The organism is Butyricimonas sp. Marseille-P3923 (genome assembly GCF_900184685.1).
In the GTDB taxonomy this organism is placed as follows: domain Bacteria; phylum Bacteroidota; class Bacteroidia; order Bacteroidales; family Marinifilaceae; genus Butyricimonas; species Butyricimonas muris.
The window spans coordinates 115,314-130,205 of record NZ_FXXL01000003.1 but is presented as its reverse complement, the minus strand read 5'-3'; the positions used below and the strand labels follow the sequence as shown (position 1 = coordinate 130,205).

Annotated in this window: 6 protein-coding genes; all 6 read left to right on the top strand. The window is 50.2% G+C overall.

Going from position 1 to position 14,892, the window contains the following annotated elements; genetic code table 11:
- Window positions 1-20 precede the first annotated feature (20 nt).
- The 6 genes from CS948_RS00830 to CS948_RS00805 all read left to right on the top strand — a co-directional run bounded on the left by CS948_RS00830 (window position 21) and on the right by CS948_RS00805 (window position 14,741).
- Window positions 21-2,108: a type IA DNA topoisomerase gene (locus CS948_RS00830; protein WP_005790822.1), complete on the top strand. Its 2,088-nt coding sequence runs from the start codon at window positions 21-23 to the stop codon at window positions 2,106-2,108.
- 162 nt (window positions 2,109-2,270) lie between these two features.
- A complete protein-coding gene (locus CS948_RS00825; RefSeq protein ID WP_004304266.1) occupies window positions 2,271-2,723 on the top strand; it encodes a DUF1896 domain-containing protein in 453 nt (150 codons plus the stop codon).
- On the top strand, window positions 2,713-8,526 hold the full coding sequence (locus tag CS948_RS00820; protein WP_005790817.1) for an N-6 DNA methylase: 5,814 nt from the start codon (window positions 2,713-2,715) through the stop codon (window positions 8,524-8,526). Before CS948_RS00825 ends, CS948_RS00820 begins: the two co-directional genes overlap by 11 nt.
- A gap of 656 nt (window positions 8,527-9,182) precedes the next feature.
- The gene (gene tet(Q), locus CS948_RS00815; RefSeq protein WP_004293868.1) at window positions 9,183-11,108 is read left to right on the top strand and encodes a tetracycline resistance ribosomal protection protein Tet(Q); all 1,926 of its coding nucleotides are present in this window, start codon (window positions 9,183-9,185) and stop codon (window positions 11,106-11,108) included.
- Window positions 11,108-13,426, top strand: coding sequence for an ATP-binding protein (locus CS948_RS00810; protein ID WP_004348456.1), 2,319 nt, complete (start codon window positions 11,108-11,110; stop codon window positions 13,424-13,426). The genes tet(Q) and CS948_RS00810 overlap by 1 nt, the downstream gene beginning before the upstream one ends.
- Window positions 13,419-14,741 (top strand): sigma-54 dependent transcriptional regulator, encoded by a 1,323-nt coding sequence (locus tag CS948_RS00805; protein ID WP_004293870.1) that lies wholly within the window; start codon window positions 13,419-13,421, stop codon window positions 14,739-14,741. Before CS948_RS00810 ends, CS948_RS00805 begins: the two co-directional genes overlap by 8 nt.
- Window positions 14,742-14,892 lie beyond the last annotated feature (151 nt).

The following is a 14,892-nucleotide window of genomic DNA, read 5'->3' as shown; positions in this document are numbered from 1 at the left end:
CAACAAAAAAGCAAGAAAACATGAAGACAATCATTGCAGAAAAGCCCTCCGTGGCACGTGAAATCGCCCGCATCGTGGGCGCGACAAAGAGAGAGGAAGGATATTTCGAGGGAGGCGGCTATGCCGTGACATGGGCATTCGGACACCTCGTTCAGCTTGCCATGCCCGACGGCTACGGCGTGCGCGGATTTGTCCGTGACAACCTCCCGATTATTCCCGACACATTCACGCTCGTCCCCCGTCAGGTCAGGACGGAGAAAGGTTACAAGCCCGACAGCGGCGTGGTGTCGCAGATAAAAGTCATCAAAAGACTGTTCGACACAAGCGAACATATCATCGTGGCGACCGATGCCGGACGCGAGGGAGAGCTTATCTTCCGCTACCTCTACCACTATACGGGTTGCACCACTCCTTTCGTGCGCCTGTGGATCAGCTCTCTCACCGACAAAGCTATCCGTGAGGGACTGCGGAAACTCGAAGACGGCAGCAAATACGACAACCTCTACCTCGCCGCCAAAGCGCGGAGCGAATCCGACTGGCTCGTGGGCATCAACGGCACACAGGCGTTATCCATCGCCGCCGGACACGGCACGTATTCCGTGGGGCGGGTGCAGACACCAACGTTGGCTATGGTATGTGAACGCTACTGGGAGAACCGCCGCTTTACGTCCGAAGCATTCTGGCTGCTCCATATCGCAACGGACGGTTGCGACGGCGAAGTCGTGAAATTCTCATCCTCCGAGAAATGGAAAGAGAAAGAACCGGCGATGGAACTATATAATAAGGTAAAGGCGGCAGGTTGCGCCACTGTCACGAAAGCCGAGCGCAAGGAGAAGACGGAGGAAACTCCCTTGCTCTACGACCTGACCACGCTCCAGAAAGAAGCCAACGCCAAGCACGGCTTCACGGCGGAACAGACGCTTGAAATCGCGCAGAAACTCTACGAAAAGAAGTTGATAACCTATCCGAGAACGGGAAGCCGCTACATCCCCGAAGACGTGTTTGCCGAAATTCCCAAACTGCTCGCTTTCATCGGCACACAGCCCGAATGGAAAGACAAGGTGCGGGCAAAAGCCGCCCCGACACGCCGCAGCGTGGACGACGGCAAGGTGACAGACCACCATGCCCTGCTCGTCACGGGTGAGAAACCGCTCTTCCTCTCCAAAGAGGACAATACCATCTATCAGATGATTGCCGGGCGCATGGTCGAGGCATTCTCTGAGAAATGCGTCAAGGATGTGACCACTGTCACGGCGGAATGTGCCGGAGTGGAGTTTACCGTAAAAGGCAGCGTCGTGAAGCAAACCGGATGGCGTGCCGTCTATGGCGAGGAAAAAGAGGAAATTACCATCCCCGGCTGGCAGGAAGGCGACACGCTGACACCGAAAGGCTCGTCCATTACCGAAGGAAAGACCAAACCCAAGCCGCTGCATACCGAAGCCACCCTGCTCTCGGCAATGGAAACGGCGGGCAAGGAAATTGAGGACGACGCACTGCGGCAGGCGATGAAGGACTGTGGCATCGGTACTCCCGCCACACGCGCCTCCATCATCGAAACGCTTTTCAAGCGCGGTTACATGGAACGCTGCAAGAAGTCGCTTGTTCCCACCGAAAAAGGACTTGCCCTCAATTCCGTCGTCAAGACGATGCGCATCGCCGATGTTGCCATGACGGGCGAATGGGAAAAGGAGCTGGCGCGTATCGAGCGCGGGGAACTGTCCGCCGACACCTTCCGCAAGGAGATAGAGGCGTACACACGTGAGATAACCTCCGAACTGCTCTCGTGCGACAAGCTCTTCGGCAGCCGTGACTCCGGCTGCGCGTGTCCCAAGTGTGGCACGGGCAGGATGCGGTTCTACGGCAAGGTGGTACGCTGCGACAACACGGAGTGCGGACTGCCCGTGTTCCGGCTGAAAGCGGGACGCACCCTGTCCGACGATGAAATCAAAGACCTGCTCACCGAAGGGCATACCAAGCTGCTCAAAGGGTTCAAGAGCAAACAGGGCAAGAGTTTCGATGCTGTTGTCGCCTTTGACGGGGAATATAACACGACTTTTGTGTTCCCGGAGGCTAAAAAGGGCAAGAAATTTTCAGGACGGAAGAAATAGTATTAACTTTGCCACTTGTTCAGAGTAATGAATTGTTCTTCGATACCGGATTACACTCATACTTTGGATTTAGTGGTGGCACTCGGAGGGATACCGAGTGCCTTTTTCTTCCTTTTTCCAACCGATTATCCCGTTAATTATCAATCCGCTAAATCCAAAGTAATGAACAACAAGAAGAAAAACGAGGGTCAGACCGACTTTTCCTATTACGGTCTGTACCTGCTGGACTATCTCCGCACGAACAAGTTTGAACAGGCTGACGACACCGCTTTCATACGGGAACGGGCCGACCGTGCCGCCGAAACGTATGAGAGGGCACGGCTTGAAGGCTATCCCGCCGATGGTGCGCAGGAACTGGCGATGGACACGCTGCTGCGCGGGCTGCATTATTCCCGTTACGCCATCCTCCGCGAAGTCGTGGAAAACGAGTTTGCCGATGAAGTGCCGGAAGAGAAGCGTGAAGCCTTTGTCCTGAAACTGCTGCCGCTTGTCGGCAACGTGTTCTCCGTCTATGACCTCTCGGATGACAATTTCGCCCTGTCTTCCGATTACGACCTGCTCTACACGGAGCTGACGGGAGCAACCGTCCTTTACTTAGACGAATATGGCGTTTAACCGCAAACAGAAACTGCGGGACAACATCGAGGCGATACGGACGGCATTCATCCTTGACAGGGAAAACAGGACAGCGACAACCGAAGAGCGTGCCATACTTCAAAGGTACTGCGGTTTCGGCGGTCTGAAATGTATCCTCAACCCTGCAAAGGAACTGACGGATGCCGTCCGGTGGGCGAAATCCGACCTCGAACTGTTCGCCCCGACGGTGGAGCTGCACAGGCTTATCCGTGAGAACAGCAAGGACGAAACAGAGTACAAGCGGTTTGTGGATTCGCTGAAAGCGTCCGTGCTGACCGCTTTCTACACCCCCAAAGAGATAACCGACACCATCGCGGACGTGCTGGCAGATTACAGCGTCCGCCCCGCCCGTATGCTCGAACCGTCGGCAGGTGTCGGCGTGTTCGTGGATTCCATGCTACGGCACAGCCCCAATGCGGATGTGATGGCTTTCGAGAAGGATCTGCTCACGGGTACAATCTTGAGGCATCTCTATCCCGACCAGAAAATGCGCACCTGCGGTTTTGAGAAAATCGAAAGACCGTTCAACAATTATTTCGACTTGGCGGTGTCCAACATTCCGTTCGGTGACATTGCCGTGTTCGACGCGGAGTTTCAGCGGAGCGACTCTTTCGGCAGACGCTCCGCCCAGAAAACCATCCACAACTATTTCTTTCTCAAAGGACTGGATGCCGTGCGTGACGGCGGTATCGTGGCGTTCATCACCTCGCAAGGGGTATTGAATAGCACCAAGACCTCCGTGCGTAACGAGCTGTTCAGTCAGGCCAATCTGGTATCCGCGATACGCCTGCCCAACAACCTGTTCACGGACAACGCGGGGACGGAGGTGGGCAGCGACCTGATTGTCCTGCAAAAGAACCTCAGCAAGAAGGAAATGTCGCAGGACGAGCGGCTGATGACCGTGATACAGACGGACACGAAAACCGACCTGACCGACAACGCCTATTTCATCCACCACCCGGAACGCATCGTGCATACGACGTCGAAACTTGACACTGACCCCTACGGGAAGCCCGCTATGGTTTATCTGCACGAGGGCAAGACCGCAGGTATCGCCGGGGACTTGCGCCGGATGCTCAACGAGGATTTCCATTACAGGCTCGCCATGCGTCTGTATTCGGGAACAATCTGGCAGTCGGGAACGGAAGAAAAGGTTACCGTTCAAAAGGAGGCGGAGCGTCCTGCTATAAAATTGGAAACGGTATCTTCGGCGCAGACGGTGGAAACTCCGACGGAAAAACCGCAACCCGTTGAGGAAAAACCGGAGATAGAGCCACGTCCGAAATATTCTGACGGGGTGCAGCTCTCCTTGCTCAACCTCTGGGGGATGACGGAAGAGGTCAGCCAACCGAAAACCTCCAAAAAGAAAAAGACGGTGAAAAAGGCAGTTACGGCAAAGTCCACTCCGCCCAAACCGAAAGTCACGGTTACACCGACAGCTCCAACTGCAAAACCCGCTATGGAGAATAAGGAGGTGAAAGCGGAGAACACCGCCAAGCCTGCCGACCCGGACGACATCTATGCAAAGCTGGACTGGGAAACCAATCCTCCCATCAACGGCTTCTACGAGATGATGATGGAACTCACGCCGGAGCGCAGGAAGGAACTTCGGGAGCTGGCAAGGCAGCATAATGAAAAACATGAAAACAGAACGGTTGCGACGATCACGCCGGAAGTACCACGTGAACAACCCCGGCAGGAGGAAACACAGCCGGAAGCAGTCGCCGCACCTGCTGTTACCGATGCTCCACCGGAAACGGTGGCTACTTCCCTTTTTCCCGACATCGAACCGGAAAAGCCGAAGGAGGAAGTCGCGGACCTTACGCCGCGTGCCTACCATCGCACGCCGGAGATGCACCTGCGCGAAGGCTCGCTGGTGGCTGACCGGGGGCGTCATAACATCGGCTATCTGAAGGACATCACGCCATACGGGGCTACATTCCAGCCGCTCGACCTGAAAGGATACCAGAAGGAAAAGGCGTTGTTGTATGTGTCGCTGCGTGACGCCTACGAGCGTCTGTACCGTTATGAATCGCTCCGGCGCGAGGCAAATGTTCCGTGGCGAGAGCATCTGAATACCTGTTACGATGAGTTTGTCATGCGCTACGGCAACCTCAACGCCAAGCAGAACGTGAAGTTAGTGATGATGGACGCGGGCGGGCGTGACATCCTTTCGCTGGAACGGGTGGAGAACGGAAAGTTCGTCAAGGCGGACATCTTCGAGCATCCCGTTTCCTTCTCCGTGGAGAGCCATGCCAACGTAGGCTCTCCCGAAGAAGCCCTGTCCGCGTCGCTCAACAAATATGGCACGGTCAATCTCGACTATATGCGGGAGATAACCGACAGCACGGCGGAGGAGTTGCTCACAGCCCTGCAAGGACGCATCTATTACAATCCGCTCGTGACCGGTTACGAAATCAAAGACCGCTTCATAGCCGGGAACGTGATAGAGAAGGCGGAACGCATAGAGGCTTGGATGGGCGAAAACCCCGAAAGTGAGCGTATGCCGGAAGTGAAACAGGCGTTGGAGGCTCTGAAAGATGCCGAACCGCCGCGTATCGCCTTCGAGGATCTGGACTTCAATTTCGGGGAACGCTGGATTCCGACGGGTGTCTATGCCGCCTACATGAGCCGGCTGTTCGACACGGAGGTGAAAATCGCCTATTCCGCAAGCATGGACGAGTTTTCGGTTGCGTGCGGCTACCGCACCATGAAAATCACGGACGAGTTTCTGGTAAAGGGGTATTACCGGAACTATGACGGTATGCACCTCTTGAAACACGCCCTGCACAACACCTGCCCCGACATGATGAAGTCCATCGGCAAGGACGAGCATGGCAACGACATCAAGGTGCGCGACAGCGAGGGCATACAGCTCGCCAACGCCAAGATTGATGAAATCCGCAACGGTTTCTCCGAATGGCTCGAAGAACAGTCGCCGCAGTTCAAGGAACGGCTGACGACAATGTATAACCGCAAGTTCAACTGTTTCGTGCGCCCGAAGTATGACGGCTCGCACCAGACCTTCCCCGACCTCAATCTGAAAGGCTTGGCAAGCCGGGGTATCAAGAGCGTCTATCCCTCGCAGATGGATTGCGTCTGGATGCTGAAACAGAACGGCGGCGGAATTTGCGACCACGAGGTGGGAACCGGCAAGACGCTGATAATGTGCATCGCCGCGCATGAGATGAAGCGTCTGAAATTGGCACATAAGCCGATGATTATCGGGCTGAAAGCCAACGTTGCGGAGATTGCCGCCACCTATCAGGCGGCATATCCCAACGCACGTATTCTGTACGCTTCGGAGAAGGACTTTTCGACCGCCAACCGTGTGCGCTTCTTCAATAATATAAAGAACAACGACTACGATTGTGTCATCATGTCGCACGACCAGTTCGGCAAGATACCGCAGTCGCCGGAGTTGCAGCAGCGCATCCTGCAAGCGGAGCTTGACACGGTGGAGGAAAACCTCGAAGTGCTGCGGCAGCAGGGAAAGAACGTGTCGCGGGCTATGCTGAAAGGTCTGGAGAAGCGCAAACACAACCTTGAAGCGAAGCTGGAGAAGGTGGAACATGCCATAAAGTCACGCACGGACGACGTGGTGGATTTCAAGCAGATGGGCATCGACCACATCTTCATAGATGAGAGCCACCAGTTCAAAAATCTGACGTTCAACACGCGCCATGACCGTGTGGCGGGACTGGGCAACAGCGAGGGAAGCCAGAAGGCACTGAACATGCTCTTTGCCATACGCACCATACAGGAGCGCACGGGCAGAGACTTGGGAGCGACCTTCCTTTCGGGTACTACCATCAGCAACTCGCTGACGGAGTTGTATCTGCTGTTCAAGTATTTGCGTCCGAAGGAGCTGGAACGGCAGGACATCCGATGTTTCGACGCTTGGGCGGCGATATTCGCCAAGAAGACGACGGATTTTGAATTTAACGTGACGAACAACGTGGTTCAAAAGGAGCGTTTCCGCTACTTCATCAAGGTGCCGGAACTTGCCGCCTTCTATAATGAAATCACGGACTACCGCACGGCAGAGGACGTGGGCGTAGATCGTCCCAACAAGAATGAGATACTGCACCACATACCGCCCACGCCGGAGCAGGAGGACTTCATACAGAAGCTGATGCAGTTCGCCAAGACTGGCGATGCCACACTTCTGGGCAGGCTGCCGCTTTCGGAAACGGAGGAAAAGGCGAAGATGCTTATCGCCACCGACTACGCCCGCAAGATGGCACTCGACATGCGCATGATAGACCCGCATTATGAAGACCACCCCGATAACAAGGCGAGCCACTGTGCCAAGATGATCGCGGAGTATTACCAAAAATACGACGCGCAGAAAGGCACGCAGTTCGTTTTCTCGGACTTGGGGACATATCAGCCGGGCGACGGGTGGAACGTCTATTCGGAAATCAAGCGCAAGCTGACGGAGGATTACGGCATACCGCCAAGCGAGGTGCGCTTCATTCAGGAGTGCAAGACCGACAAGGCTCGGAAGGCGGTGATAGACGCCATGAATGCCGGAACGGTGCGTGTTCTGTTCGGCTCCACCTCCATGCTCGGAACGGGTGTGAACGCACAGAAAAGGTGTGTGGCAATTCATCATCTCGATACGCCGTGGCGACCGTCCGACCTGCAACAGCGTGACGGACGCGGAGTTAGAGCCGGAAACGAAATTGCCAAGCATTTCGCCGGGAACAACGTGGACGTAATCATCTACGCGGTGGAGAAGTCACTGGACAGCTACAAGTTCAACCTCCTGCACTGCAAGCAGACTTTCATCAGCCAGCTCAAAAGCGGTGCTATGGGGGCGCGTACCATCGACGAGGGGGCAGTGGACGAGAAATCGGGCATGAACTTTTCGGAATATATGGCGTTGCTATCCGGCAACACCGACCTGCTGGACAAGGCGAAACTTGAAAAGCGCATCGCCTCGCTCGAAGGGGAACGCAAGTCGTTTAACAAGGGCAAGCGTGATTCGGAGTTCAAGTTAGAGTCGAAGACGGGCGAGTTGCGTAACAACACGGCTTTCATAGATGCCATGACGGAGGACTGGAACCGCTTCCTTTCGGTGGCGCAGACCGACAGGGAGGGCAACCGCCTTAATATAATAAAGGTGGACGGTGTGGATTCCGCCGATGAGAAGGTTATCGGAAAGCGTTTGCAGGAGATAGCGAAAAACGCCACTACGGGCGGGCTTTACACACAGGTCGGAGAACTGTACGGTTTTCCGATAAAGGTGGTGAGCGAGAGGATACTCAAAGAGGGATTGGAGTTTACCGACAACCGCTTCGTGGTAGAGGGGAACTACAAGTACACCTATAACAACGGACATCTGGCAATGGCTGATCCGATGGCTGCCGCCCGAAACTTCCTGAACGCGATGGAGAGGATACCCTCCATTATCGACCAGTACAAGGCGAAGAACGAGGTGCTGGAGAGGGAGATACCGCAGTTGCAGGAGATAGCGGGCAAGGTGTGGAAGAAGGAGGACGAGCTGAAGCAGCTGAAATCCGAACTTGCCGCCCTTGACCGAAAAATACAGCTGGAACTTGCGCCGCCCACGCCCGAAGTCGCCGAAAAGGAGAAAGAAGGGCAACAGGTCAAGCCGGAAGCGGAAGATGTGAGGAACAGGCAGGCGCAATATCCCGAAAATGCACCGCCGCAGATACGCAGTCCGGCGGATAGTATCGTTGCCAACCATGTCATAATCGGGCGTCCGGGACTGTATGCCAAGGAGGAAACCCGGTTCAAAGGATTGAAAATATAACCTTAGGAATTTTATCTGAAGTATTAATAAGGGCTATCCCAAAAGGTCTAAAAGTAAATTTTATCCTTTCTGCAAGTATCTGTAGGATGGCAACTGCATTTTTTTCTTTTTGGGCAGCCCTTATTAAAATTTATTCTTATTTTAGGTTATATACATTCATGTCCATTTATGTAAAAAATCCTGCTGACCTTGTTTATGTCTTGTCAGTCACCATTTGCAAAACCATATTTGACCCTCAAAGAGGCTGAATTTGATAAGCAACTTGCTACATACTCATAATAAGGAGCTAAATAGAACACGAATGGGAAATACTCAAATGCCAAACTAAAGAAGATATTGGCCAAAATAAACGCTATACCGAGAGAGAAACTTGATTTTTCAACTTCCTAAAACAGTGTTGTTCAAACATTTCTACTTATTTGTACTTACCAGTTGAACCTACGTTTCCCTAATAAAATGTCTATGGTAAAAAGTTAAAAAATCCTCCTACTTTTGTTAGATATATTTTTTTGTGTAATTTTGTAATCGTTATGCGGCAGTAATAATATACATATTAATACGAGTTAGGAATCCTGTAGTTCTCATATGCTACGAGGAGGTATTAAAAGGTGCGTTTCGACAATGCATCTATTGTAGTATATTATTGCTTAATCCAAATGAATATTATAAATTTAGGAATTCTTGCTCACATTGATGCAGGAAAAACTTCCGTAACCGAGAATCTGCTGTTTGCCAGTGGAGCAACGGAAAAGTGCGGCTGTGTGGATAATGGTGACACCATAACGGACTCTATGGATATAGAGAAACGTAGAGGAATTACTGTTCGGGCTTCTACGACATCTATTATCTGGAATGGTGTGAAATGCAATATCATTGACACTCCGGGACACATGGATTTTATTGCGGAAGTGGAGCGGACATTCAAAATGCTTGATGGAGCAGTCCTCATCTTATCCGCAAAGGAAGGCATACAAGCGCAGACAAAGTTGCTGTTCAATACTTTACAGAAGCTGCAAATCCCGACAATTATATTTATCAATAAGATTGACCGAGCCGGTGTGAATTTGGAGCGTTTGTATCTGGATATAAAAGCAAATCTGTCTCAAGATGTCCTGTTTATGCAAAATGTTGTCGATGGATCGGTTTATCCGGTTTGCTCCCAAACATATATAAAGGAAGAATACAAAGAATTTGTATGCAACCATGACGACAATATATTAGAACGATATTTGGCGGATAGCGAAATTTCACCGGCTGATTATTGGAATACGATAATCGCTCTTGTGGCAAAAGCCAAAGTCTATCCGGTGCTACATGGATCAGCAATGTTCAATATCGGTATCAATGAGTTGTTGGACGCCATCACTTCTTTTATACTTCCTCCGGCATCGGTCTCAAACAGACTTTCATCTTATCTTTATAAGATAGAGCATGACCCCAAAGGACATAAAAGAAGTTTTCTAAAAATAATTGACGGAAGTCTGAGACTTCGAGACGTTGTAAGAATCAACGATTCGGAAAAATTCATCAAGATTAAAAATCTAAAAACTATCAATCAGGGCAGAGAGATAAATGTTGATGAAGTGGGCGCCAATGATATCGCGATTGTAGAGGATATGGATGATTTTCGAATCGGAAATTATTTAGGTGCTGAACCTTGTTTGATTCAAGGATTATCGCATCAGCATCCCGCTCTCAAATCCTCCGTCCGGCCAGACAGGCCCGAAGAGAGAAGCAAGGTGATATCCGCTCTGAATACATTGTGGATTGAAGACCCGTCTTTGTCCTTTTCCATAAACTCATATAGTGATGAATTGGAAATCTCGTTATATGGTTTAACCCAAAAGGAAATCATACAGACATTGCTGGAAGAACGATTTTCCGTAAAGGTCCATTTTGATGAGATCAAGACTATATACAAAGAACGACCTGTAAAAAAGGTCAATAAGATTATTCAGATCGAAGTGCCGCCCAACCCTTATTGGGCCACAATAGGGCTGACTCTTGAACCCTTACCGTTAGGGACAGGGTTGCAAATCGAAAGTGACATCTCCTATGGTTATCTGAACCATTCTTTTCAAAATGCCGTTTTTGAAGGGATTCGTATGTCTTGCCAATCCGGGTTACATGGATGGGAAGTGACTGATCTGAAAGTAACTTTTACTCAAGCCGAGTATTATAGCCCGGTAAGTACACCTGCTGATTTCAGACAGCTGACCCCTTATGTCTTCAGGCTGGCCTTGCAACAGTCAGGTGTGGACATTCTCGAACCGATGCTCTATTTTGAGTTGCAGATACCCCAAGCGGCAAGTTCCAAAGCTATTACAGATTTGCAAAAAATGATGTCTGAGATTGAAGACATCAGTTGCAATAATGAGTGGTGTCATATTAAAGGGAAAGTTCCATTAAATACAAGTAAAGACTATGCATCAGAAGTAAGTTCATACACTAAGGGCTTAGGCATTTTTATGGTTAAGCCATGCGGGTATCAAATAACAAAAGGCGGTTATTCTGATAATATCCGCATGAACGAAAAAGATAAACTTTTATTCATGTTCCAAAAATCAATGTCATCAAAATAATGGAGCGGTCAGGAAATTTCTATAAGGCAATACAGTTGGGATATATACTTATCTCCATTCTTATCGGATGTATGGCATATAATAGCCTCTATGAATGGCAGGAGATAGAAGCATTAGAACTTGGCAATAAAAAAATAGACGAGCTCCGAAAAGAAATAAACAATATCAATATTCAAATGATAAAATTTTCTCTATTGGGTGAAACAATACTGGAATGGAACGATAAAGATATCGAGCATTACCATGCACGGCGTATGGCAATGGACAGTATGCTTTGCCGTTTCAAGGCCACCTATCCAGCAGAGCGCATCGATAGTGTGCGCAGTCTTTTAGAGGATAAGGAACGACAGATGTTCCAGATAGTCCGGTTAATGGATGAACAACAATCTATTAACAAGAAGATAGCCAATCAAATTCCGGTTATTGTGCAGAAAAGTGTGCAGGAACAGTCCAAAAAGCCAAAACGAAAAGGTTTCTTGAGCATCTTCGGCAAAAAAGAGGGAACGAAGCCAACGACAACAACGACTACGCTCCGTTCATCCAATAGAAACATGGTCAACGAACAGAATGCGCAGAGCCGTCGATTGTCAGAACAAGCCGATAGTCTTGCTGCCCGTAATGCAGAACTTAACAGACAACTGCAAGGATTGATTTGCCAAATCGAAAAGAAGGTGCAATCTGATTTACAAAATAGAGAAAGCGAGATAACAGCCATGCGTAAAAAATCATTTATGCAGATAGGCGGCTTGATGGGATTTGTTCTTTTGCTGTTGGTCATTTCCTATATCATCATACACCGTGATGCAAAGAACATTAAACGATACAAACGCAAGACAACGGATTTGATCGAGCAATTGGAACAGTCCGTGCAACAAAATGAGATACTCATAACCTCCCGAAAGAAAGCGGTATATACTATTACCCATGAGTTGCGTACACCACTGACGGCAATAACCGGCTATACCGAACTTTTGCGGAAAGAATGCAATAGCGGTAATAATGGGCAATATATCCAAAATATACTGCAATCCTCCGACCGTATGCGGGATATGCTCAACACTTTGCTTGACTTCTTCCGCCTGGACAACGGCAAGGAACAGCCCCGTCTGTCACCCTGCCGGATTTCTGCAATCACGCACACACTTGAAACGGAGTTCATGCCTGTTGCCGTGAACAAAGGGTTGTCCTTGTCCGTGAAGACTGGACACGATGCCATTGTATTGACCGACAAAGAGCGAATAATACAAATCGGGAATAACCTGCTGTCAAACGCTGTCAAGTTCACAGAAGAAGGCGGTGTTTCTTTGATTACTGAATATGATAATGGAGTTCTGACACTGGTCATTGAAGATACAGGTACAGGCATGACAGAAGAGGAACAGAAACAAGCGTTCGGTGCGTTTGAACGTCTATCAAATGCCGCTGCAAAGGAGGGTTTCGGGCTTGGGCTTGCCATAATGCGTAATATTGTGTCGATGCTTGGCGGAACAATCCGTTTGGACAGCAAGAAAGGGAAAGGCAGTCGTTTCACAGTTGAAATTTCTATGCAGGAAGCTGAAGAACAGCTTGGATATACAAGCAATACACCTGTTTATCATAACAATAAATTCCATGATGTTGTCGCCATTGACAATGATGAGGTATTACTTCTAATGCTGAAAGAGATGTATTCCCAAGAAGGAATACACTGCGACACTTGCACCGATGCTGCGGCACTGATGGAAATGATACGCCAGAAAGAATACAGCCTGTTGCTGACAGACTTGAATATGCCTGGTATAAACGGTTTCGAATTGCTGGAACTGTTGCGTTCGTCCAACGTGGGCAATTCACCAACAATCCCGGTGGTTGTGGCAACCGCTTCGGGCAGTTGTAACAAAGGGGAACTATTGGCAAAAGGCTTTGCCGGATGCCTGTTCAAGCCGTTCTCCATATCGGAACTGATGGAGGTTTCCGACAGGTGTGCCATAAAAGCGACACCGGACGGGAAACCGGACTTTTCCGCCTTATTGTCCTATGGCAATGAAGCCGTCATGCTGGAAAAGTTGATAACTGAAACAGAAAAGGAAATGCAGGCGGTACGGGATGCAGCAAAAGAAAAAGACCTGCAAAAGCTGGATTCCCTGATCCACCACCTGCGCAGTTCGTGGGAGGTGCTCCGTGCCGACCAACCGCTGAATGTACTTTACGGATTGCTTCGTGGCGATGCTCTCCCGGATGGTGAAGCGTTAAGCCATGCCGTGACTGCTGTGCTGGATAAGGGAGTGGAAATAATACGGTTGGCAGAAGAGGAAAGGAGAAAATACGAAGATGGATAAGACAAAAATAATTGTGGTGGAAGACAACATCGTGTATTGCGAATATGTCTGCAATATGCTGTCACGGGAGGGCTACCGCAATATGAAGGCTTACCACCTCTCAACCGCGAAGAAACATCTGCAACAGGCAACAGATAATGATATCGTGGTTGCCGACCTGCGTCTGCCTGACGGCAGTGGCATAGACCTTTTGTGCTGGATGCGAAAGGAGGGAAAGATGCAGCCCTTCATCATTATGACCGACTACGCCGAAGTTAATACCGCCGTGGAAAGCATGAAACTCGGCTCGATAGACTATATTCCCAAACAGCTTGTGGAGGATAAACTTGTCCCCCTGATCCGTTCCATACTGAAAGAACGTCAGGCAGGACAACGCCGTATGCCTGTATTCGCCCGTGAAGGTTCCGCTTTTCAGAAAATCATGCACCGGATAAGGCTGGTAGCCGCCACCGACATGAGCGTGATGATATTTGGTGAGAACGGCACGGGTAAGGAGCATATTGCCCATCTGTTGCATGACAAGAGCAAACGTGCAGGCAAGCCATTTGTGGCGGTGGACTGCGGTTCACTCTCCAAAGAGCTTGCACCGTCGGCTTTCTTCGGACACGTCAAGGGAGCGTTTACAGGTGCGGACAATGCCAAGAAAGGATATTTCCATGAGGCGGAAGGCGGCACGCTTTTTCTGGACGAGGTAGGAAACCTCGCGTTGGAAACCCAACAGATGTTGCTCCGCGCCATACAGGAGAGGCGGTATCGCCCGGTCGGAGACAAGGCAGACCGGAATTTCAATGTCCGCATCATCGCTGCTACCAATGAAGATTTGGAAGTAGCGGTGAATGAAAAGCGTTTTCGGCAGGATCTTCTGTACCGCCTGCACGACTTCGGGATAACCGTTCCTCCGTTGCGTGACTGTCAGGAAGACATCATGCCGCTGGCAGAGTTCTTCCGTGATATGGCAAACAGAGAGCTGGAGTGTAGCGTGAGCGGGTTCAGTTCCGAAGCACGTAAAGCGTTGCTGACACACGCATGGCCGGGCAACGTGCGGGAACTTCGGCAGAAAGTTATGGGTGCTGTATTGCAGGCGCAGGAAGGTGTTGTCATGAAAGAGCATCTGGAACTTGCCGTGACGAAACCGACCTCTACTGTCAGCTTCGCCTTGCGCAATGACGCGGAGGATAAGGAGCGGATATTGCGTGCGTTGAAACAGGCAAACGGCAACCGGAGTGTCGCCGCAGAACTGCTCGGCATAGGCAGGACAACACTATACAGCAAACTTGAAGAGTATGGACTTAAATATAAATTCAAGCAATCATAGCCCGTAATTCACTGAATTTGGCTATCTTTGCATAACATTTGAGAAAAACGGCGATTGGCAGGAGCTTTTCGCCGCCAACATATAGGATAAGACCGCAAGGCGTTTCAAGCGAAAATCTGGTAAATTGGAACTACGGAGACGATTGCGTGAT